The organism is Dactylosporangium sp. NPDC000521, assembly GCF_042898305.1.
Lineage (GTDB): Bacteria > Actinomycetota > Actinomycetes > Mycobacteriales > Micromonosporaceae > Dactylosporangium.
On record NZ_JBIAYW010000008.1, the window covers coordinates 235,261 to 256,141 of the forward strand.

Here is a 20,881-nt window from a genome sequence, read left to right on the forward strand (position 1 = left end):
GCCCGGCTCAGCCGGTGCGGCGCACCTCGGCGCGGGACTGCTCGCGGGGGTCGGCGTCGTCGCGGGACCACCACCAGCCGTAGGTCAGGACGCCCTCGGCCGGCATCGTCATGATGATCTTCGCGGGCATGGGCCCCTCGTACGCGTTGAACACCCCGGGCTCGTGCTCCACAAACCGGGTCACACCGGGCAGTTCCAGGCATGTGACGTGGAGTTCGAGCCGCCCGGCCTCACTCGCCGTGAGGATGGTGTGCTCAACGTGTTGCAGGCCCTTGCTGTCGCTGACCGCCTCGTAATCGAGGGTGATCGCGTTGCCGCGCACCACCGACGTCACCTTGATGCGGGCGACGAATGGCCCGGACTCCAGCCCGTCGCCGCGCCCGCGGTAGACACCGGGCGCCGAGGCGAGGCGTTTCAACAGATCGGTCACGGCGCACACCGTAATACGTGCGCGCACTTGACTGTATGCGTCCCGCGCCTGCGGTTATCGTGGGCCGTCACCCCCGGGCCCTAAGGGCACGTTAGGGTGATATTTGCGGCAAATCCGGAAGGAAGCACATGTCTGATCAGTACCCGCCGCCCGGCGGCTATCCGCCGCCTCCCGGTGGCGGTGATCCATACGGGCAGCAGCCACCGCAGTACGGGCAGCAGCCACCGCAGTACGGCCAGCAGCCGCAGTACGGGCAGCAGCCCCAGTTCGGCGCCCCGCAGTACGGGGAGCAGCCGCAGTACGGTGGCGTCCCGCAGTACGGCGACCAGCCTCCGTTCGGTGCGCCGCCCGGCCCGCCCTTCGGCGCCCCGCCGCCCCCGCCGCCCAAGGGCAAGGCGGGCAAGGTCATCCTGATCATCGTCGCGGTCCTCGCCGTGCTGTGCGTCGGGTGCGGCGGCGCGATCTGGTACTTCGCCAAGGACGGCTCGACGAACGCCAAGGTCGGCGACTGCCTCGCGGGTGACGAGATCACCGGCACGAACACCAAAGAGGTCGACCTCAACATCGTCAAGTGCACCGACTCCAAGGCGCGGTACAAGGTCGTCGGCATCGTCGACAAGGTGGCCAAGGCTGACGCGCTGAAGGCGAAGACCACCGTCTGCGACGCGTACATCGAGAAGGGCGCGGAGTCCGTGCTCTGGCAGGGCACCGACCCGGCCAAGGGACAGGCGCTCTGCCTCGGTCCCGCCAAGTAGCTCCGGACACACTTCCTGACGGGCGGCCCGCGTGACACGCGGGCCGCCCGTTGGTTTACGCACTTGATAGTACTGTGCATTGCGTACTACTGTGCTTCACGTGGACACCACCCAGCTGCTCAAAGGGGTCCTCGACCTGGCCGTGCTCGCCGTCCTCCGGGACGAGGACGGGTATGGCTACGACATCCTGCGCCGCCTGCGGTCGGCCGGGCTCGACGAGGTCGGCGACGCCTCCGTGTATGGCACCCTGCGCCGGCTCTTCCAGGCCGGGATGCTCACCACCTACGTGGTCCCCAGCGAGTCGGGGCCGCACCGCAAGTACTACGCGCTGAACGCCGCCGGCCGGACCCAGCTCAGCGCCTCGGGCAAGGTGTGGCGGGGCTTCGCCACGACCATGGACCAGTTGATCGGGGAGACGTCGTGACCGAGGCAGCCACGATCGAGATCGACTACTACTACGAGCGGGTGGCCGCGGCCCTCGCCGACCTGCCCGCCGAGACCCGCGACGAGCTTCTCGAGGACCTGCCGGCGCACTTCGCCGAGGTGCTCGAGGAGCAGGGCGGCCCGCTCGTCGACCGCCTCGGCCCGCCGGCGACCTACGCCGCCGAGCTGCGCGCCGCCGCCGGCCTCGACGCCGCCACGGGCGACACCGCCGGCCGGGCGCCGCTCGTCGTCTACTACGAGCGGTTCGTCGCGGCCCTGCCGGAGCTTGACCGGCGCGCCGGCCGGGTCATCGGCTACCCGCGGGCGACGGAGTTCCTGCGGCTGCTGCGCCCGGCCTGGTGGATCGCCCGCGCGGTGGGGATCGTGGTGCTGATCTTCGCCATGGACGTGGTGCCCGCCGACCGCTTCGACGACCCGATCGGCTGGCTGCTGCTGGCCGTCGCGATCGTCGTGTCGATCCGCATCGGCGCGACCGGCGTGCCCCGGGCGCCCCGCTGGATCCGCTTCGCCGGGACCGCCGTCGCCGCCGTCGGCGTGCTGTTCGTGATCGCGAACGCGCCGAACCTGCTGCAGGGGTATGGCAGCAGCCAGGACTACTACCAGGCCAGCAGCGGTCGCTTCGAAAGCGTGACCAACGTCTTCCCGGTCGACGAGCAGGGCCGCTCGCTGCAGCACATCACCCTGTACGACCAGAACGGCCAGCCGATCCAGGTCGGCGACTACTGGCGCTGCACGACCGGCGACGAGTCGAAGCCGGTGAGCTACCCGCTGTGTCTCGGCACGCCCCGCCCCGACGAGTCCGCGACGCCGTCGCTGCCCGTGTCGCCGTCGGAGTCGCCATCCGCGGCTCCCGCCGTGTCGCCGTCCGCGTCTCCTGCCGCGTCCGTGCCGCCGTCAGCGATTCCGTCAGCGTCCCCGTCGGCGTCACTCAGCCCGAGCCCGTCCCGCTAGTTTTGAGGCGTGCCCGACGACCTCGACGACCTCGACCTCCTCGACGCCGAAATCTCCGGCTGCCGGCTGTGCCCCCGGCTGGTCGCCTGGCGGGAGAAGGTCGCGGCGACGAAACGGGCCGCGTTCCAGGACCAGGAGTACTGGGGCCGCCCTGTCCCCGGCTTCGGCGCCCACGACGCCACACTCGCCATCCTCGGCCTGGCACCCGCCGCACACGGGGGGAACCGGACCGGTCGCATCTTCACCGGCGACCGGTCCGGTGACGTGCTGTTCGCCGCCATGCACCGGGCCGGCCTCGCCAACCAGCCCACCAGCGTCGCCCGCGACGACGGCCTGACACTGGAGAGCACCAGGATCTTCTCCGCGGTGCGGTGCGCCCCGCCGGACAACAAACCGACCCCCGCGGAGCGCGACACCTGCGCGCCCTACCTGCACCGCGAGCTCGCCCTCATCCGCCCGACCCTGCGGGTCGTGGTGGCGCTCGGCGGATTCGCCTGGGCCGCCTTCTGGCCCGCGCTGCGCGCCGTCTACGGTGTAGCACCGGCGCGAAAGGTACCGTTCGGCCACGGCACCCTGTGGCAGGCCGACGGCGCCCCCGCGTTGCTCGGTTGTTACCACGTGAGCCAGCAGAACACCTTTACCGGCAGGCTCACGCCAGGAATGCTGGACGAGGTTTTCACCCGCGCGAAGGCACTCGCCGGGATCGGATGACGCTGACCGACGGGATGTCATGGACCGCACCTTCAACCGCTGGTTGCCGGTGCTCGCCGTCGTCGCCGTCCTCGGCATCGCCGCTGTCGCCGCGTCCACCTCGTCGCCCGAGATCAGCAAGGTGCCCTTGCCGGAGCTCGGCGGGACACCACCCGCGGCCTCCCCGACGCCGGAGGTCATGGCCTCGGGCCGGCCGCTGACCTCCGCCGCGCCGCAGGACGCCCCGTTCACGCTCCCCGACTGGGTGACGTACACCGCCGGCACCCTGTGCCTGCTCGTCGTCGTGGTGCTCGTCGGCTGGCTCGCCTGGTCGCTGCTGCGCAACGCCGGCCCGAAGCGCAAGGCCCGGCTCTTCGTCGAGCCGAAGCAGCCGACCCCGATGACCGACGGCGGCGCCGAGGTGATCGCCGCGGTCGACGCCGGCATCGTCGAGCTCTCCGACACCGACACCGACCCGCGCCGCGCGGTCATCGCCTGCTGGGTCCGCCTGGAGCGGGCCGCCGCGGCCGCCGGCACCCCCCGCGAGATCGGTGACAGCCCCACCGATCTGGTCACCAGGCTCCTCGCCGGGCACCAGGTCAGCCGGCCGACCCTGGAGGGGCTCGCCCTCGTCTACCGCGAGGCCCGGTACGCGACCCGCCCCGTCGACGAGCGGTCCCGCCAGGGCGCGATCGAGGCGCTGCGGCAGCTGCGCACGGAGCTGGCGCTGCAGGGAGGTGCCGTCCGTGGCGCGTAACCCCGACGAGATGGTCAGCCTCGAGGAGCTCTTCGACGCCGGCCGCACCGCCGTCGCCGCCGACCCGCGGCCGGTGCGCCGCCCGTCCCGGCCGTACGACACCCGCTGGTGGATCCGCCGGCTGTTCATCGCGTTCGCGCTCACCACCGTCGGCTGGGGGCTGCTGTACGTGGTGGGCCTGACCGTCTCCTACCCGCTCGCCTTCCTCGGGATCCTGGCGGTCGGCATCATCCAGGAGGCGCTGCGGCAGGTCCGCGCCGACGAGCTGCCGGTCACCGTCACCGGCCGGGGCCTCACCCCGGTCCGCCCGCCGACCCTGGCCAAGAAGAAGGCCCTGGCCAGGACGCGGCGCACCGGCGAGGTCCTCGACGGCGTCCCGGTCCTCGACGGCCTGCGCCTCGCCGTCGGCCGGTGGGAGGACCGCCTCGTCTGGGGCGAGCGCGACGCGAAACGCTTCGCCGCGCTCGTCGTGCCCCGCATCGCCGACCTGGTCGACGCCAGGCTGCGGCAGCGGCACGGGATCACCCTGGCGGGGTCGCCGAGACAGGCCAGGGCACTGCTGGGGGAGGAGCTGTGGACGCTGCTGCACCAGCCGCCGTCGCGCGTGCCGAGCCCAGGGGACGTAGCATCGATCGTCGCGAAGGTGGAGGGGCTATGAAGACGCTCGCACCGGCCGAGGTTGGCCGGATCGCCAAGGTGGTCCTCGACCAGGTCGGCACGGTGGTCGTCGGCAAGCGCGACTCCCTGGAGCTGGTGCTGGCCGGGATCCTCGCCGGCGGGCACGTGCTGCTGGAGGACCTGCCGGGCCTCGCGAAGACGCTGACCGCGCGTTCGTTCGCGCAGACGCTCGGCATCGGCTTCCGCCGGCTGCAGTTCACCCCCGACCTGCTGCCCGCCGACGTCACCGGCTCGTTCCTCTACGACCAGCGCTCGCACGAGTTCACCTTCCGCGCCGGCCCGGTCTTCACGAACCTGCTGCTCGCCGACGAGATCAACCGCACCCCGCCGAAGACGCAGTCGGCGCTGCTGGAGGCGATGCAGGAGCGGCAGGTGTCGGTCGAGGGCGCCACGTACCGGCTGGACCCGCCGTTCCACGTCCTCGCCACCGCCAACCCGATCGAGTACGAGGGCACCTACCCGCTGCCCGAGGCGCAGCTGGACCGCTTCCTGCTGCGGGTGTCGTTCGGATACCCGGAGGCCGACGAGGAGTGGGAGGTCCTGCGCCGCCGGATGTCCCGCCGGCAGGAGGACGCGATCATCGAGCCGGTCGTCGACTCCGAGACCCTCCTCGCCATGCAGGGCGCGCTCGAGGACGTCAGCGTCGAGGACTCGATCGGGCGGTACATCGTCACCCTCACCGCGGCGACCCGCTCCCACCCGCAGGTGCTCGTCGGCGCCTCGCCCCGTGGCTCGCTCGCGCTGCTGCTGCTCGCCCGGGCCGCCGCCGCGCTCAGCGGCCGCGACTACGTCATCCCCGAAGACGTCAAGGCCGTCGCCGTGCCCGCCCTCGCCCACCGCATCACGCTCCTGCCGGAGATGTGGCTCAAGCGCATCGACCCCCGGGCCGTCGTGGGCGAGGTGCTCGCGCAGACCCCGGCACCCGCCAGCGGCGCGCTGCCCACGTACGGCGGAAGGCGTGGCTGAGCGGCGCCCCTCACCGCGCCCGGTCGCCGGCGCGCGGTCGCACGCGCGCGCCTTCGAACCGACCCGCGCCCTCGGCCGGGCGATCCTCGTCGCCTGCGTGCTCGTCTTCGTCGCCGTCCTCGTCGGCCGCTTCGACCTGGTCGTGCTCGCCACGCCGTTCGCCCTCGGCACCGCCCTGTCGCTGCTGCGCCGGCCCGGCCGCGCGCCGACGCTCGAAGTCACCGCCGCCGAGCCGTTCGTCGTCGAGGGCGCCGACCTCGACGTGAGCGTGGGCGTCGGCAACCCCAACCCGGGCGGCTTCGACCTCGTCGTGGTCCGCATCACTGTGCCCCGCTGGATCCGCCTGGAGCACAGCGACCGCCCGTACGCGGTCGGCGTCGACCCCGGCACGATCGCCTCCGTCGACCTGCATGGCCAGGTGCTGCGCTGGGGCCGCCACCCGCTCGGCCCCGTCGACGCGCACGGCTTCGCCGCCGACGGCCTGCTCATCAGCCGCGCCGTGCAGGCACCCGCGCTACCGGTCAAGGCGTACCCGGCGATCGAGCACTTCGACGCCGCCGAGGCAATGCCCCGCGCCGCCGGCCACGTCGGCGGCCACCGCTCCCGCCGCCCCGGCGAAGGCGGCGAGCTCGCCGGCGTCCGCCGCTTCGGCTCCGGCGACCGGCTGCGCCGCATCGACTGGCGTGTCTCCCTGCGCACGCGTGAGCTGCACGTCGTCAGTACCCTCTCAGACCGCGACGCCGAGGTCGTCGTCCTGCTCGACGCGCTGCACGAGGCCGGCCGCTCCGGCGGCATCAACGGCCGCGCGTCCGTCCTGGACACCACCGTCCGCGCCGCCGCCGGCATCGCCGAGCACTACCTGCGCCGCGGCGACCGGGTGGCGCTGCTGCAGTACGGCGGCCAGATCCGCCAGCTGCGCCCCGCCAGCGGCCGCAGGCACTACATGACGACCCTCGAGTGGCTGCTCGACATCGCGCCCGCGCAGGTCGCCGACGAGCCGCCGCCGTCGGTCTTCGGCCCGCACATGGTGCAGCACAACGCGCTGGTCATGGTCCTCACCCCGCTCCTGGACCCCCGCTCCGCCGCGATGCTGGCCAACCTGGCCCGCGCCGGCCGCTTCGTCGTCGCCGTCGACACCCTCACCGAGCCCTCCGCCGCCCTGCGCGGCACCGGCCCGTGGGGCGCGGTCGCCCACCGCCTCTGGCTCCTCGAACGCGACAGCGTCATCGGCCAGCTCCGCGAGCACGGCGTCCCCGTCGTCCCCTGGGGCGGCGCCGGCAGCCTCGACGAGGTCCTGCGCGGCGTGGCCCGCGTCGCCCTCTCCCGGACGGTCACCAAATGATCGAGGAGCTGCAGGACGCCCTGCTCACCCGCCTCGGCCGCCTCAAGGACATGCTCGAGCGCGCCGCCGCCGGCCCCCTCCTCGTCCGCTTCACGGTCTTCCTGCTCACCCTGGTCGCGGCCCTGGTCGCGTTCCCGGCCGAGGTGATCCTGCGCCCTCTCGCCCTGTTGGCGGCCGCGGTACTGGCCGCGCTGCCCGCCGTCTTCCCCCGCACGCGGCTGGTCGGGCTGGCCATCCTGCTGTGCGTGTTCGGCTGGCTCCTGAACACCTACGAGTACGGCCAGACCATCACCATCCCGCGCCTCATCGGCCTAGCGACCCTCCTCTACCTCACCCACTCCCTGGCCGCCCTCGCCGCCGCCCTCCCTTACGACGCCATCGTCTCCCCGGGCATCATCGTCGGCTGGCTGCTCCGCGCCGCCGCCATCGTCAGCGCCAGCGCGATCGTCAGCGTCATGCTCCTCGCCGTGGTGAAGGCCGTCATCGGCCCCGTCTTCCTGGCCGCCTCCCTGATCGGCGTCCTCGCCGCCGCCGCCCTCGCCTGGCTCATCACCCGCAAAGCTCAGTAACAACCCCACCGCTGTCGCGGCGGGTCCCGGCGGGGATGCTGTGTTTCCGCCCCACCGCTTCGCGGCGGGTCCCAGCGGGGATTCTCACCCGCACCCCAATGCGCCGCTCCGCGGCGCACTGCCCGCGCCGAGGCGCGAGGCAGGCAAAGCGACGCGTACGCGCCGCATCCGGTGCTCGCCCGCTGTCCTGGCCGGCCTGCCCGAGGTGCGTGCCCTCGATCCATGGCACCCCACCCGCCGAACAACCGATCGTCACTGCGGACGCCAGTGCCGCGGCTCGGAGATCGTCGACCTTCTCGGCGCGCTCAACACGGAGCGCGGTGGCGGGGCGGGCCAAGGTTGTTCGACGACAGCATTTGGAGAACCCGCTGCATTGGTGATGTACAGGAGCATTGTTTGATGGTCCTGCGGCGTGGCGGGAATTGTCGTACCCGGTCGCTACGATGAAGCGGCAAATGAGTTGGGCGATCCGATTCCTGGAGTGGCGGGCGTCACGGTTTCGTGGCGGCGAGCGGGATGTCTCGATTGCCGATCAAAGGCAGCTGTGGACAGTCCTGGATGGGCGGCGACCAGCGGATGCGGCGCGCATGCGCCGCTTTCCTGCCACGCGTCTCAGCGCGGGCAGTGCGTCGCGGAGCGGCGCATTGGGGTGCGGGTGAGAATCCCCGCCGGGCCCCGCCGCGGCAGCGGTGGGGGGAATTACAGTGACTGCGGTTACAGCTTGCGTAATGGTCGTTACATGTCTGTGGCCTGACTGAAGATGAGAGGTGTTCGCGGCTAGCGTTGCTGGTGTGGCTGCTAAGCGAATCCTGATCGTCGGCGCGGGGCACGTCGGGCTCTACGCCGCTCTTCGTCTGTCCAAGAAGCTGCGCCGGCACGAGGCCGAGGTGACGGTTGTCGACCCGCAGCCGCACATGACCTACCAGCCGTTCCTGCCGGAGTCGGCGGCCGGCAACATCTCACCGCGGCACTCGGTCGTGCCGCTGCGGCGCGAGCTGAAGCGCTGCCATGTGCTCTCCGGCGAGGTCACCCGGATCGAGCACGCCCGGAAGGTGGCCATCGTCCAGCCGATCGTGGGCCCGGCTCGCGAGGTGCCGTACGACCACATCGTCGTCGCGCCGGGGTCGGTGTCGCGGACGCTGCCGATCCCAGGGCTGCGCGAGCACGCGGTCGGCTTCAAGACGATCGGTGAGGCCATCTTCCTGCGCAACAGCGTGCTGGACCGGCTCGACGTCGCCGCGACCACCGACGACCCGGCGACCCGGCGCCGGGCGCTGACGTTCGTCTTCGTCGGCGGCGGGTACGCGGGCATCGAGGCCCTCGCCGAGATGGAGGACATGGTCCGGGGCGCGCTGCGCTACTACCCGGAGATCCCACAGGAAGACGTGCGGTTCGTGCTGGTCGAGGCGGCCCAGCGGATCCTGCCCGAGGTCGGGCCGGAGATGGGCGCCTACACGGTGGTGCAGCTCACCCGCCGCGCGATCGACATCCGGCTCGGCACGCGGCTCGAGTCGTGCGTCGACGGGATCGTGAAGCTGTCCGACGGCGACGAGTTCCCGGCGGACACGATCGTGTGGACGGCGGGCGTCAAGCCGCACCCGATGCTGGAGGACACGGACCTGCCGCGGACCCAGCGCGGGGCGATCACCTGCCTGCCGACGCTGCAGGTCGTGGACGCGGACCAGAACGTCGTCGACGGGGCCTGGAGCGCCGGTGACTGCGCCGCGGTGCCGGACCTCACGTCGGAGGTGCCCGGCGCGCTGTGCTCGCCGAGCGCGCAGCACGCGGTCCGCCAGGCGGCGCAGCTCGCCGACAACATCGCCGCCGTGGTGCGTGGGCGCCGGCCGGTGGAGTACAAGCACAAGCACGTCGGCTCGGTCGCCGGGCTCGGCCTCTACAAGGGTGTCGCGCACGTCTACGGGGTCAAGGTCCGCGGGCTGCCGGCGTGGTTCATGCACCGGACGTACCACCTGAGCAGGATCCCCACGCTCAACCGCAAGATCCGGGTCCTGGTCGACTGGACGCTGCAGCTCGTGCTGCGCCGCGAGGTCGTCGCGCTCGGGTCGCTGCACGATCCGCGCGAGCCGTTCCTGACCGTGGCGCCGCCGATCCCGCTGCACCCGGCAAAGGCGGAAAAGCCGGGAAAGTCGGCAAAGGCCGCATAAGTCGGTGAAGGCCGCCTAGCGGGAACGCCGAAAAAGCTGCGGAGCGCCGGAAAGCCGCGGAGCGCCGGAAGCTACGGGGCGCGCCACACCCAGACGTCCTCGACCCGCTCGCCGGGGCCGAGCAGCCCATCCATGGTCTGCTTGAGCGCCCCGGCGTTCGGGTGGCGCGGGTCCAGCACGAAGGACGACGCCCGCCAGTACGCGACGTCGCGGTCGAGCGAAGCACGGTCCTGGTCGGTCACGGAAGCGGCGGACCCGGACTTCGCGACCCGCTGCAGCAGCTGTGACGTCGGCCGCGGGTAGACGCCGACAGCCGCGGCGCCGCCCTTGCCGTACGGCCCGATGAACCAGCCCTGCGGGGTGGCGATCCGCACGTCGGTCGCCGCCGCCCACCGCATCGCGTCGGGGTCCCGCGGGTCCGGCAGCGGCACGGGCACGACCACGCCGTCCTCGGGCGTGTACATCCGCCAGTACCCCTCCGTGAAGAACCGCGGCGCGGGGGCACGGTCGGTCACCGCCAGCGGCACCGGGGCGAGCGGCACGAGCGCGGCCGTCACCGCGACCGGCACCAGCAGCCGCAGCGTCTCCGTCTGCGTTATCGCCGCGTGTACGACTCGCGCCACGATCACGGCGAGCAACGGGATCGCGGGCAGGGCGAACCGCGTCGGCAGCGCCGACTCGATCACCGGCAGGCCGGACAGCAGCGCGAACGGCCCGCGCTGGTCGGTGGGCGAGTCGTCGACGACGATCCACGGCCCGAGCGCGAAGAGCGACAGCACGACCGCGGTCACGGCGGAGGCGAGGACCGCCGGCTGCCGCCACATCCAGACCGTCGCACCGAGCGCGACCAGCAGCAGCGGCGCGCCGAAGAAGGTGGTGTACTCGGCCGGCCCGCTGACCAGCCGCGCGGCGCTGTCGTCGCCGGCGAGCGACAGCGGCGAGATGGCGGTGAAGCTGTAGAGGTCGGCGGAGAAGAAGACCGGCTGGAACACCCCGCCCGCGGCGCTCTGCGGCCCCTGGAACTGCAGCCACAGCGGGTACGCCAGCAGGATCGCGGCCAGTCCCGCGCCGATGCCCAGGCCGAGGATGAACGGCGGCGCCACCCGCCGCGACGGCCGGGCGGCCGCCGCGAACACCAGCGTGAACACCGCGAGGGTCACGGCCGTGAGGAAGAGCACCTCCTCGCCGACGAAGAACTGCGCGGTGACGAGCGCGCCGAGCAGCAGCCCGGTCCGCGCGGTCCGCCACGTCACGTCCGTCTGGTGGGCGAGGCGGACCACGCACCAGACGATCGGCGGCACCAGCCACGCCGCCGTCATGTGCAGGTGCGCGTTGGACTGCGACACCATGCCGGGCGCGAACGCGGCGAACGCGCCCCCGAGCAGCGCGCCGGCCCGGTGCGTGCCGAGGGTGCGGGCGAACAGCAGGTACCAGCCGATCCCCGTCGCGGCCAGGTTGCCGGCGACCAGCAGGCTGAACGTGACGGGCGCGCCGAACGCGAGGGTCACCGGGGCCAGCAGCAGCCCCATGCCGATGAGCGAGGCGTTCGCGAGGAGATTGACGCCCTCGGGCGCGTTGAGCATGTCGGTCACGAAGGTGAAGTCGCCACGGTACGCTCGGGTGGCGTAGGCGAGGAACCACTCGTCGAGTGCCTGGTCACTGGGGTTGTGCGCGAGCGCACGCCCGGCCGGGCCGGGCCAGAGCCGGTGCGTCAGCAGCGCGGCGGCGAGAATGAAGAGCAGCCCGGCGCCCACGTCGACCGGCCAGCGTCGCGGTGCCTGCAACGGCGGGCCCTCGTTTGTCAAGGCCTCCGGCGGCGCCATCTCAACCTCGTCGGTCAGTGGGGGGCTGGTCACCCGGATGACAGTAACGGCGGTCCCCTTGTCGGTGTTGAGGGTTCGTCGGACGGGCTACCGTGAGACGCGTTTCTACGCCCGGGTGGTGGAACGGCAGACACGGCCGCCTTAAAAGCGGCTGCCGCGAGGCGTGCGGGTTCGAACCCCGCCCCGGGCACCCTTTCCTGCTGCCCTGATGTCCGCGCGGTGGGTTTCCACCCCGCGGGCGGTGGACTCGCACCGAGCGTTTCGCCGTGTGTTCATGTGCTGGCCTTCCTCGTGGCCGAGGCTCGCGGGAAACACATTCCCCGCGAAGGACCTGCGACATTGCGCACCCCATTCCGAACGATTCTTGCCTTATTGCCCGCCTTGGCCGGTATCGCTGTCGCGGCCCCCTCGGCGACCGCGGCGGAAACGCCCGCCATCCACATCAACGAGGTTGAGTCCAACGGCGGCACGCCCGGAGACTGGGTCGAGCTGGTCAACACCGGCGCCTCGGCCGTCGACGTGTCCGGGTGGCTGGTGAAGGACAACGACGACACGCACGTGTTCACCATCCCGGCGAACACGTCCGTGGCGCCCGGCGCCTACCTGGCCCTGGACGTGGATCCCGTGTTCGGCCTCGGCGCCGCCGACTCCGCCCGGCTGTTCGCGGCAGACGGCGTGACGCTGGTCGACTCGTACACCTGGACCGCCCACGCGGCGATCACCTACGGGCGCTGCCCGGACGGCACGGGCCAGTTCGCCGCCACGACCGCCTCGACGCGGGGCGCGGCCAACGCCTGCGCCGGCCAGACGCCCGCCACGGCCTGGCCGGGCGGCGCCGGCGTCACCACCGCTGACCAGTCCGGCGCGTTCGGCGGGAACATGAGCGGCTTGTCGTTCCAGAGCGGCGGCGTCCTCTGGGCGGTCAAGAACGGACCGGGCACCCTGTACCGCCTGACCTGGGACGGGACGGCCTGGACGCCGTCGTCGTCCACCCTGCTGCACTACGCGGACGGCACGGGCGACGTCGACGCCGAGGGCGTGGTGTGGCGGCCGGACGGGATCTACGTGTCGACCGAGCGGAACAACGCCGTCAGCGGCGTGAGCCGGCCCACCATCGAGCGCTACGACGGCGTCAGCGGCACCGCGAACGCGGAGTGGAACCTCACCGCCGACCTGCCGGCCGTCGCCGCGAACAGCGGCCTGGAGGCGATCACCTGGGTGCCGGACGCGTACCTCACCGCGCACGGGTTCGCCGACCAGCGCACCGGCGCCGCGTACGACCCGGCCGCGTACCCGGGCCACGGCGACGGGCTCTTCCTCGTCGGGCTCGAGGCCAACGGCAGCGTCTACGCGTACGCGCTCACGCCGGGCGGCTTCACCCGGGTCGCGACGTTCGCCAGCGGGTTCCCGTCGGTGATGGACCTGGAGTTCGAGCCGGAGACCGGCCACCTGTGGGCCGTCTGCGACGACACGTGCAACGGCCGGGTCGCCACGCTCGACGTGACCGCGGGCGCGTTCGCCGTCAGCGGCCTGTACGAGCGCCCCGCCGGCCTGCCGAACCTCAACAACGAGGGCTTCGCGATCGCGCCGCAGCAGTCGTGCGTCGCCGGTCGCAAGCCGGTGGTCTGGTCCGACGACAGCGGCACCGGCGGGCACGCGCTGCGCGCCGGCACGATCGCCTGCGTCGACCTGGACGCCGACGACGACGGCATCCTCGACACCGTCGACCCGGCGCCCACGGACCCGGCCAACGCGACGTTCGCCTCGGCGGCCGTCACCGGCCGGATCGTCGACGCCGGTGGGCGCACTGTCGCGGTCTCGGCCGGGCCGTCCTCGGCCGTCCGGTTCGACGTCGGCGCCGGTACGACTCCCGCCGTCGTCCAGCTGTCCGGCAGCGATGCGGCGATCCGCCTCGGCGAGGGCTCCTACCTGCTCACGGGCGTGGTCGGGGTGTCGGCGCTGGCCGGCGACGCGGCGACCGTCGCGGTGACGGCGCGGTCGGTGCCGGTCACGTTCAGCGTCCCGGCCGGTGCGTCCCTGGCGTTGACGGCGGCCCTGACCGGCATCCAGCACGCCGGCGCCGTCACCGTCCAGGCCGCCGGCCTCACGTGCTTCGCGGTCGACGCGGTCGTGGTCGGCACCACCGGCAACGACCGGCTGGCCGGCACCGCCGGCAGCGACCTCATCATCGGCCGCGGTGGTAACGACACCGTCACCGGCGGTGGCGGGGCCGACTGCGTCGTGACCGGCCCCGGCAACGACGTCATCACGACCGCGGACGGCGACGACCTGATCGACGCGGGCGGCGGCAACAACGTCGTCGACGCGGGCGCCGGTGCCAACACCGTGATCGCCGCCTCGGGCAACGACGTCATCACGACCGGCGCCGGCGACGACCGGATCGAGGCCGGTGGCGGCAACAACGTCATCCGCGCCGGCGACGGCGGCAACGTGGTCGTCACCGCCGCGGGCAACGACAGCATCACCACGGGCGCGGGCGACGACCGCGTCGACGCCGGGAACGGCAACAACACCGTCTCGACGGGCGCGGGCGCCGACGTGATCGGCACCGGGAGCGGCAACGACGTCGTGGACTGCGGCACCGGCACCGACAGCGCCTCCGCCGGTCGCGGCACCGACACCAACGCGGGCGGTCGCTGCGAGTCGTTCGGCGTCTGACGCCGCGTGTGCCGGCGAAACTGAGATCCACTCAGCGCCGGCACACGCGGTACGCTGGTCGTACACATGAATGCGACGCCTCTGGAGGCTGATCGTGCAGAGTTCGAACCCGGTGCTCAACCGCCTGGGTCAGGCGGCGAGGCAGGAGCGCTCGCAGCTGTCGGCCCCTGGCTTCGGGTATCCCCAGTCCGGCTATGGGGTGCCTCAGCCCCCGGCCGCCACGCGGGCGATGACCATGGACGACGTCGTCGTCCGCACCGTCGCCCTGCTCGCGATCACCGGCATCTTCGGCGCGGTGTCGTGGGCGCTGCTGCCCGCCGGCGGCGCCATCACCGCGATCGCGGCCGTCGGCTCGATCATCGCGGGCGTGGTCCTCGGCCTGGTCATCTCGTTCGCGCGGGTGACCAACCCGGCCGTCATCATGGCCTACGCGGCACTGCAAGGCGTGCTGCTCGGCCTGGTCAGCCGCTGGTATGAGGGTGCCTACAGCGGCATCGTCATCCAGGCGGTCATCGGCACGTTCGGCATCTTCGCGATCATGGCGGTGCTCTACAAGCTGCAGATCGTGCGGGCCACGCCCCGCTTCACGAAGATGGTCATCGGCGCGCTCATCGGCGTCGTGGTGCTGAGCCTGGCCAACTTCCTGTTCTACCTCTTCGACATCAACCTGGGCCTGCGCCAGTACAGCCTGGAGGGCAAGGTCGGCTGGCTGCCGATCGTCTTCAGCCTCGTGATCATCGTCGTCGGCGCGCTCACGTTCGTCCTCGACTTCGACGCTGTCGAGCAGGGCGTCCGGTATGGGCTGCCGGAGAAGTACGCGTGGTACTGCTCGTTCGGCATCCTCGTCGGCCTGATCTTCCTGTACTTCGAGATCCTGCGCATGCTCAGCTACCTGCGACGCTGATGAGTGCCGACGACCAGCTCACCGCGACGGTGGGCAGGCTGGTCGGCCAGGTCGGACACTGGACGCCGCCCCGATGGGCGGCGTCCGGTGCGTCCGGGGTCCCGCGCGGCGACACGGTCCACGAGCTGATCCAGTGGCTCGCCGACCGCTGCGCCGACGCCGAGGGCCGGCCGCGACTGCCTGTGCCGCGGCTCGACAACGATCTCGCGCTGCCCGACCAGCTGCGGGTGGTGGCGGCGGACCTGGCACGCTTCGGCGGCCCCGCCCTGGTGGACGAGGCCGCCGAGAAGGTGAAGGCCGTGCGCGGTCAGCTCTGACGCCCCCGCCCGGTCGGCGCGACCCTACCTACGACAGGCGCTCGATGACCATGGCCATGCCCTGGCCACCGCCGACGCACATCGTCTCCAGGCCGATGGACTTGTCGTGCCAGTTCAGCGAGTTGATCAGCGTGCCGGTGATGCGGGCACCGGTCATGCCGAACGGGTGGCCGACGGCGATGGCGCCGCCGTTGACGTTGAGCTTCTCGATCGGGATGCCGAGCTGGCGGTACGACGGGATCACCTGCGCGGCGAAGGCCTCGTTGATCTCGACGAGGTCGACGTCGTCGATGGTCATCCCGGCCCGCTTCAGGGCGCTGCGGGATGCCTCGACCGGGCCGATGCCCATGATCTCCGGCGACATGGCGGTCACGCCGGTCGACAGGATGCGCGCGAGGGGCGTGATGCCCAGCTCGCGGGCCTTGACGTCGCTCATGATGACGACCGCGGCGGCGCCGTCGTTGAGCGGGCAGCAGTTGCCGGCGGTGACCCGGCCGTCGGGGCGGAACACGGGCTTCAGGCCGGCCACGCCCTCCAGGGTCACCCCGGCGCGGGGGCCGTCGTCGGTGGAGACGACCGTGCCGTCGGGGGCGGTCACCGGGGTGATCTCGCGGGCCCAGAAGCCGTTCTTGATCGCTTCCTCGGCCAGGTTCTGCGACCGGACGCCGAACTCGTCCATGTCGGCCCGGGTGACGCCTTCGAGCTCGGCGAGGTTCTCGGCGGTCTGGCCCATCGCGATGTAGATGTCGGGCAGGGCGCCGTCCTCGCGCGGGTCGTGCCACGGCTCGCCGCCGCCCTCGGCGCGCTTGGTGGTGCGCGCGTACGCGTCGGCGAAGGCCGGGTTCTGCCACGGGCCGCCGACCGCCGCCTGCGCCTCGGTGGGCAGGCCGTCGGAGTTGCCGCGGGCGAAGCGCGACACGCACTCCACGCCGGCGGAGACGAACACGTCGCCCTCGCCGGCCTTGATCGCGTGGAACGCCATCCTGGTCGTCTGCAGCGACGACGCGCAGTAGCGGGTGGTGGTGGCGCCCGGCAGGTGGTCGAACCCGAGCAGCGTGCTGACCACGCGGGCCATGTTGAAGCCCTGCTCGCCGCCGGGCAGGCCGCAGCCGAGGTACAGGTCTTCGATGTCCCGCGGGTCGAGCTCGGGCACCTTGGCGAGCGCGGCGCGCACGATGGTCGCGGCGAGGTCGTCGGGGCGGAATTCGCGCAGCGATCCCTTGGCGGCACGGCCGATCGGGGACCGGGCGGTGGCGACGATGACAGCTTCCGGCATGTCACTGACGCTACTGCAGGGTAATCAACCCCAGCGAGCACCTGTGAGAAATCTGCAGACTTAGTGCATCTTCAGTGCAGGAAAACACGACCGAGCGCCGGAAGCAGCGCTCTCGGAGCGGCGGTCAGTGCAGGAAGCCGCGGACGGCGGCGGCCTCCTCGACGGCGGGGAGCAGGGCGTGGGCCCAGACGCGGTAGCCGTCGGCGGACGGGTGGAAGCCGTCGTGGCACAGCGTGCCCGCGTCGGCGCGGAAGACGGCGCCGGTGCGGGCGGCCAGGTCGACCACCACCGCGCCGGCGGTGCCCGCGGCGGCGGCCTGCTGCTTCGCCACCCTGCGGCTGCGCCAGCCGAGCAACTGCCGCAGCGGGGGTGCGAAGGCGCGGAGCGCGCCGAAGTCGGGGCAGGTGCCGACGACGACCGGGATGCCGGCGTCGCGCAGGCGGCGGCAGGCGGAGCCGAGGTACTCGGCGGCGTCGGAGCCACGGCCGACGTGGGTCACGTCGTTGGTGCCGACGAGGATGACCGCCACGTCGGGCGCGGGGCCGACCAGCGCCCGGGCCACCTGCGTGGCCAGGTCGGAGGAGCGGGAGCCGGCCACGGCGACGCTGGACAGCTCCACCCGCCGGCCCACTGCGCCCTCGGTGGTGCCCTCCGACAGCAGCGCCGCGAGCTGGCCGCCGACGGTGTCGGCGACGCGGTCGACGCCGACGCCGAGCGCGGTCGCGTCGCCGAGGAGCACCAGCCGCATCGGCGGCTTGCCGGCGGCGCCGACGGTGGAGCGCATCGCCAGCCGCATGTCGGGCTTCGCGTAGGACCGGGCGCGGGCGGCCATCGCCTGCGCGGCGAGGACCGCGGCGCCGCCGACCGTGCCGGCGATCACGGTGACCGTGGCCATCCGCGCCAGTCGCTTGATCGTGATCATGCCGACTCCATCGTGGTCATGTGGACTCCTGCGGGGACCGGCCGTGCAGCTCAGGGGCGATCTCTACGGCGGTCTCAGGGGCTGGGGAGGGCTCGCGTGCCGCCTGCTGCGGCAGCCTGTGCCAGACCCGGTGGCGCAGCTGCGCCCAGCGACCGGCCGGGCCGCGCTCCTTGCCGGCCACCTGCGCCGCGCTGACCTCGGTGCCGGGGCGCTGGGCCGCCTCGGCCGCCGCGCGCGGCAGGGACCGCACGCCCTCGCCGGCCCGCAGCGACGCGGTCAGCGGCGCCGCCACGTCGGGCTCGGTCAGCGACGCGACCACGGTCGGCAGCACCGCCTGCGCCGCCGCGAGGTAACCGGCGCCGGAGGGGTGGAAGCGGTCGAAGCTGAACATCCGGTCCGGCTCCGCGTAGAACAGCTCGCCGAGCAGGTCACCCAGCGACACGGTCCGCCCGCCGGCCTCGACCACCGCGATCGTCTGCGCCGTCGCCATCTGCCGGCTCCAGTGCCGCGCCAGCCAGCGCAACGGCGGCTGGATCGGCCGGATCGTGCCCAGGTCGGGGCAGGTGCCAACGACGACCTGGATGCCTGCGGCCCGCAGCCGGCGGACCGCCTCGACCAGGTGGCGCACCGCGAGGGAGACGCTGACCCGGTGGGTGACGTCGTTGCCGCCGATGCAGATCACGGCCACGTCGGGGCGGTGCCGCAGCGCCACGTCCACCTGCGGCGGCAGCCCCCGCGACTCGCAGCCGACGACGGCGAGGCAGCGCATCCACACGGGCCGCCGCTGCTGCTCCGCCAGCCCGGCCGCGACCGCCGCGGCGAAGGTCTCGCTGGGCACCTCCGCCCCATACCCCGCGGCGGAGGAGTCACCGAGCACGACCAGGCGGATCGGCTCGCCGTCGAAGTGGGCGCCGTAGGTGCCGTCGGCGCGCGGGGGAGGGCTCACGACCTGCGGGATGACCCGGCGGGCGAGCAGCGCCTGCCCGACGACCACGCCGTAGAACAGCGCGCCGGCGCTCGCGATGCCGCCGCTGCCGAGCGCCGCTGCCGTGGCGATCCGCCGCACCTGCTCTGACCGAAGCCTCAACGCCCCCATCGCCTTCCCGCCTCTCGCCACTCAGCGCCCTGGCGAGGCTAACCCCCAGATCACAAGTATCCGCTCTCTCAAGTAAAGATCCCGATCGTCTTCATCCCGACCGATCGGGATGCCGGTCGCTGCCGTGGGTGATCATCCCAGCACAGGTGGTCCCCTCCGGTTGCCCGAAGGGAGCAACCGGCCAAACGTCCGCGCCCGCGGGGACCGCCGAGATCCATCCGTCATTCTTACCGCGCGCCGTCCGTGACAGACACCGTTACATTCATAGCCAGAGGAGAGAGGGCGGCGATCATGGCAGACAGCGCGCTGCGACGGCGGTTGGCGTGGACGGCCCTGCTGAGGGTCTTCAAGCCCGGCACGCCGGGGCTCGGCAAGCGGCTCGGCGCCATCCCGCGGATGGTGAAGGCGACGCTCAAAGGTGAATACGACGGCAGCACCCGCCTGGCGCTGCTCGCCGCCTCGGCCGTCTACATCGTGTCCCCGATCGACGCCGTGCCGGAGCTGTTCCTGCTGGTGCTCGGCGTCGTCGACGACCTGGCGATGGCGACCTACTTCGCCGGTGCGCTGCTGGACGAGCTGGAGCGCTTCCTGGAGTGGGAGAAGCAGCGCGACAACGTGATCCCGGGGCACGTCGTCAAGTAGCCGATTCCGGCGCTATACGCTGGTCGTGTGCGCTATTACGACAACGTCGTCGAATTGGTGGGCAACACGCCCCTTGTCCGGCTCCGCAACGTGACGGACGGGATCTCCGCCACCGTCCTGGCCAAGGTCGAATACCTCAACCCCGGCGGCAGCGTGAAGGACCGCATCGCGCTGCGCATGGTCGAGGAGGCCGAGAAGGCCGGCCTGCTGAAGGCCGGCGGCACGATCGTCGAGCCGACCAGCGGCAACACCGGGGTCGGGCTCGCCCTCGTCGCGCAGCTGCGCGGATACCGGTGCGTCTTCGTCTGCCCCGACAAGGTCAGCGAGGACAAGCAGAACGTGCTGCGGGCCTACGGCGCGGAGGTCGTCGTGTGCCCGACCGCCGTCGCGCCCGAGGACCCCCGCTCCTACTACAACGTCTCCGACCGGCTGGCCCGGGAGATCCCCGGCGCGTGGAAGCCCGACCAGTACGCCAACCCGGCCAACCCCCGCTCCCACTACGAGACCACCGGGCCCGAGATCTGGGAGCAGACGGCAGGCAAGGTGACGCACTTCGTCGCCGGCGTCGGCACCGGCGGCACGATCTCCGGCGTCGGCCGCTACCTCAAGGAGGCCTCCGGCGGCACGGTCCGCATCGTCGGCGCCGACCCCGAGGGCTCCGTCTACTCCGGTGGCACCGGCCGGCCGTACCTCGTGGAGGGCGTGGGCGAGGACTTCTGGCCCACCACGTACGACCGCGACATCTGCGACGAGATCGTCGAGGTATCCGACAAGGACTCGTTCGACCTGACCCGCCGCCTGGCGCGCGAGGAGGGCCTGCTCGTCGGCGGCTCCTGCGGCATGGCCGTCGCCGCGGCGCTGAAGGTCGCCCGCGAGGCGGGTCCGGACGACGTCGTGGTCGTCCTGCTGCCCGACGGCGGCCGCGGCTACCTCAGCAAGATCTTCAACGACGGCTGGATGGCCCGTTACGGCTTCCTTCGTACCGCCGCGGAACTGCCGACCGTCGCCGACGTCCTGGTCGGCAAGGACGGGCGCATGCCGCAGATGGTCCACGTGCACCCCAACGAGACCGTCCGCGACGCCATCGACTACATGCGTGAGTACGGCGTCTCCCAGCTCCCCGTGCTCAAGGCCGAGCCCCCGGTCGTGACGGGCGAGGTCGCCGGCTCGATCGCGGAGCGTGACCTGCTGGACGCGCTCTTCACCGGCCAGGCCCACCTCCACGACATCGTCGAGAAGCACATGGGCGACCCGCTGCCGATGATCGGCGGCGGCCAGCCCGTCAGCGAGGCCGTGGCCCTGCTGGAGAAGGCCGACGCCGCGGTCGTCCTGATCGACGGCAAGCCCGCCGGCGTCATCACCAGGCAGGACCTCCTCGCCCACCTGCGCTGACCCACTTCCGCCATGATCCGGAAGACATGTCGCCGCTCTGGCGACAATCTCTCTTCCGGATCATGGCGGAACGCGCGTCATGG

At 72.4% G+C, this 20,881-nt stretch carries 20 protein-coding genes and 1 tRNA gene; 16 read left to right on the plus strand and 5 right to left on the minus strand.

Going from position 1 to position 20,881, the window contains the following annotated elements; genetic code table 11:
• Positions 1-7 precede the first annotated feature (7 nt).
• Positions 8-430 carry a hypothetical protein gene (locus ACFY3L_RS26650; protein ID WP_344501734.1) on the minus strand — a complete coding sequence of 141 codons (423 nt, stop codon included), beginning with the start codon at positions 428-430 and terminating at the stop codon, positions 8-10.
• Positions 431-558: 128 nt separating this feature from the next.
• Between ACFY3L_RS26650 and ACFY3L_RS26655 the strand changes: the two genes are divergently transcribed.
• The 10 genes from ACFY3L_RS26655 (at position 559) to ACFY3L_RS26700 (ending at position 9,747) form a co-directional block, all read left to right on the plus strand.
• Positions 559-1,185: a hypothetical protein gene (locus ACFY3L_RS26655; protein WP_389329383.1), complete on the plus strand. Its 627-nt coding sequence runs from the start codon at positions 559-561 to the stop codon at positions 1,183-1,185.
• 100 nt (positions 1,186-1,285) lie between these two features.
• Positions 1,286-1,609 carry a PadR family transcriptional regulator gene (locus ACFY3L_RS26660; protein WP_354776443.1) on the plus strand — a complete coding sequence of 108 codons (324 nt, stop codon included), beginning with the start codon at positions 1,286-1,288 and terminating at the stop codon, positions 1,607-1,609.
• Complete coding sequence (locus tag ACFY3L_RS26665) at positions 1,606-2,580, plus strand: HAAS signaling domain-containing protein (RefSeq protein WP_389329386.1); 975 nt, start codon at positions 1,606-1,608, stop codon at positions 2,578-2,580. The genes ACFY3L_RS26660 and ACFY3L_RS26665 overlap by 4 nt, the downstream gene beginning before the upstream one ends.
• A gap of 9 nt (positions 2,581-2,589) precedes the next feature.
• The gene (locus tag ACFY3L_RS26670) at positions 2,590-3,291 is read left to right on the plus strand and encodes a uracil-DNA glycosylase (protein ID WP_389329389.1); all 702 of its coding nucleotides are present in this window, start codon (positions 2,590-2,592) and stop codon (positions 3,289-3,291) included.
• 19 nt (positions 3,292-3,310) lie between these two features.
• Complete coding sequence (locus ACFY3L_RS26675) at positions 3,311-4,027, plus strand: DUF4129 domain-containing protein (protein WP_389329392.1); 717 nt, start codon at positions 3,311-3,313, stop codon at positions 4,025-4,027.
• Positions 4,017-4,685 (plus strand): hypothetical protein, encoded by a 669-nt coding sequence (locus ACFY3L_RS26680; RefSeq protein WP_389329395.1) that lies wholly within the window; start codon positions 4,017-4,019, stop codon positions 4,683-4,685. Before ACFY3L_RS26675 ends, ACFY3L_RS26680 begins: the two co-directional genes overlap by 11 nt.
• Positions 4,682-5,671, plus strand: a complete 990-nt coding sequence (locus ACFY3L_RS26685; protein ID WP_389329398.1) for an AAA family ATPase — start codon at positions 4,682-4,684, stop codon at positions 5,669-5,671. Before ACFY3L_RS26680 ends, ACFY3L_RS26685 begins: the two co-directional genes overlap by 4 nt.
• Positions 5,664-7,013 (plus strand): DUF58 domain-containing protein, encoded by a 1,350-nt coding sequence (locus ACFY3L_RS26690; protein WP_389329401.1) that lies wholly within the window; start codon positions 5,664-5,666, stop codon positions 7,011-7,013. The genes ACFY3L_RS26685 and ACFY3L_RS26690 overlap by 8 nt, the downstream gene beginning before the upstream one ends.
• Positions 7,010-7,582, plus strand: a complete 573-nt coding sequence (locus tag ACFY3L_RS26695; RefSeq protein ID WP_389329404.1) for a hypothetical protein — start codon at positions 7,010-7,012, stop codon at positions 7,580-7,582. Before ACFY3L_RS26690 ends, ACFY3L_RS26695 begins: the two co-directional genes overlap by 4 nt.
• A gap of 791 nt (positions 7,583-8,373) precedes the next feature.
• Positions 8,374-9,747 carry an NAD(P)/FAD-dependent oxidoreductase gene (locus tag ACFY3L_RS26700; protein ID WP_389329407.1) on the plus strand — a complete coding sequence of 458 codons (1,374 nt, stop codon included), beginning with the start codon at positions 8,374-8,376 and terminating at the stop codon, positions 9,745-9,747.
• A 71-nt stretch (positions 9,748-9,818) separates the two neighbouring features.
• Here the strand turns inward: ACFY3L_RS26700 and ACFY3L_RS26705 are convergent, their stop codons facing one another.
• Positions 9,819-11,603, minus strand: coding sequence for a hypothetical protein (locus ACFY3L_RS26705; RefSeq protein WP_389329410.1), 1,785 nt, complete (start codon positions 11,601-11,603; stop codon positions 9,819-9,821).
• A gap of 76 nt (positions 11,604-11,679) precedes the next feature.
• On the opposite strand from ACFY3L_RS26705, the gene ACFY3L_RS26710 reads away from it, so the two are divergent.
• The 4 genes from ACFY3L_RS26710 (at position 11,680) to ACFY3L_RS26725 (ending at position 15,470) form a co-directional block, all read left to right on the plus strand.
• A tRNA-Leu gene (locus tag ACFY3L_RS26710) sits at positions 11,680-11,760 on the plus strand.
• A 191-nt stretch (positions 11,761-11,951) separates the two neighbouring features.
• A complete protein-coding gene (locus ACFY3L_RS26715; RefSeq protein ID WP_389329413.1) occupies positions 11,952-14,249 on the plus strand; it encodes a lamin tail domain-containing protein in 2,298 nt (765 codons plus the stop codon).
• A 94-nt stretch (positions 14,250-14,343) separates the two neighbouring features.
• Entirely contained in the window at positions 14,344-15,153 is an 810-nt protein-coding gene (locus tag ACFY3L_RS26720; protein ID WP_389329416.1) for a Bax inhibitor-1/YccA family protein, read from the plus strand.
• Positions 15,153-15,470: a hypothetical protein gene (locus tag ACFY3L_RS26725; RefSeq protein ID WP_389329419.1), complete on the plus strand. Its 318-nt coding sequence runs from the start codon at positions 15,153-15,155 to the stop codon at positions 15,468-15,470. The genes ACFY3L_RS26720 and ACFY3L_RS26725 overlap by 1 nt, the downstream gene beginning before the upstream one ends.
• A 28-nt stretch (positions 15,471-15,498) precedes the next feature.
• On the opposite strand, the gene ACFY3L_RS26730 is transcribed toward ACFY3L_RS26725, so the two are convergent.
• From ACFY3L_RS26730 to ACFY3L_RS26740, 3 genes are all read right to left on the minus strand, one after another.
• A complete protein-coding gene (locus ACFY3L_RS26730) occupies positions 15,499-16,746 on the minus strand; it encodes an acetyl-CoA C-acetyltransferase (protein WP_389329422.1) in 1,248 nt (415 codons plus the stop codon).
• 124 nt (positions 16,747-16,870) lie between these two features.
• Positions 16,871-17,668, minus strand: coding sequence for an SGNH/GDSL hydrolase family protein (locus tag ACFY3L_RS26735; RefSeq protein ID WP_389329425.1), 798 nt, complete (start codon positions 17,666-17,668; stop codon positions 16,871-16,873).
• 16 nt (positions 17,669-17,684) lie between these two features.
• Positions 17,685-18,764 (minus strand): GDSL-type esterase/lipase family protein, encoded by a 1,080-nt coding sequence (locus ACFY3L_RS26740; RefSeq protein WP_389329428.1) that lies wholly within the window; start codon positions 18,762-18,764, stop codon positions 17,685-17,687.
• Positions 18,765-19,055: 291 nt separating this feature from the next.
• On the opposite strand from ACFY3L_RS26740, the gene ACFY3L_RS26745 reads away from it, so the two are divergent.
• Both ACFY3L_RS26745 and ACFY3L_RS26750 read left to right on the plus strand, forming a co-directional pair.
• Positions 19,056-19,406, plus strand: coding sequence for a YkvA family protein (locus ACFY3L_RS26745; RefSeq protein WP_389329431.1), 351 nt, complete (start codon positions 19,056-19,058; stop codon positions 19,404-19,406).
• A gap of 27 nt (positions 19,407-19,433) precedes the next feature.
• Positions 19,434-20,798 carry a cystathionine beta-synthase gene (locus ACFY3L_RS26750; RefSeq protein ID WP_389329434.1) on the plus strand — a complete coding sequence of 455 codons (1,365 nt, stop codon included), beginning with the start codon at positions 19,434-19,436 and terminating at the stop codon, positions 20,796-20,798.
• The last annotated feature ends 83 nt before the right edge of the window (positions 20,799-20,881 follow it).

Coding starts and splice junctions, on each gene's coding strand:
- ACFY3L_RS26745 (WP_389329431.1), top strand. CDS start 19,056: ATGGCAGACAGCGCGCTGCGACGGCGGTTGGCGTGGACGGCCCTGCTG.
- ACFY3L_RS26730 (WP_389329422.1), bottom strand. CDS start 16,746: ATGCCGGAAGCTGTCATCGTCGCCACCGCCCGGTCCCCGATCGGCCGT.
- ACFY3L_RS26685 (WP_389329398.1), top strand. CDS start 4,682: ATGAAGACGCTCGCACCGGCCGAGGTTGGCCGGATCGCCAAGGTGGTC.
- ACFY3L_RS26675 (WP_389329392.1), top strand. CDS start 3,311: ATGGACCGCACCTTCAACCGCTGGTTGCCGGTGCTCGCCGTCGTCGCC.
- ACFY3L_RS26735 (WP_389329425.1), bottom strand. CDS start 17,668: ATGATCACGATCAAGCGACTGGCGCGGATGGCCACGGTCACCGTGATC.
- ACFY3L_RS26740 (WP_389329428.1), bottom strand. CDS start 18,764: ATGGGGGCGTTGAGGCTTCGGTCAGAGCAGGTGCGGCGGATCGCCACG.
- ACFY3L_RS26725 (WP_389329419.1), top strand. CDS start 15,153: ATGAGTGCCGACGACCAGCTCACCGCGACGGTGGGCAGGCTGGTCGGC.
- ACFY3L_RS26695 (WP_389329404.1), top strand. CDS start 7,010: ATGATCGAGGAGCTGCAGGACGCCCTGCTCACCCGCCTCGGCCGCCTC.
- ACFY3L_RS26655 (WP_389329383.1), top strand. CDS start 559: ATGTCTGATCAGTACCCGCCGCCCGGCGGCTATCCGCCGCCTCCCGGT.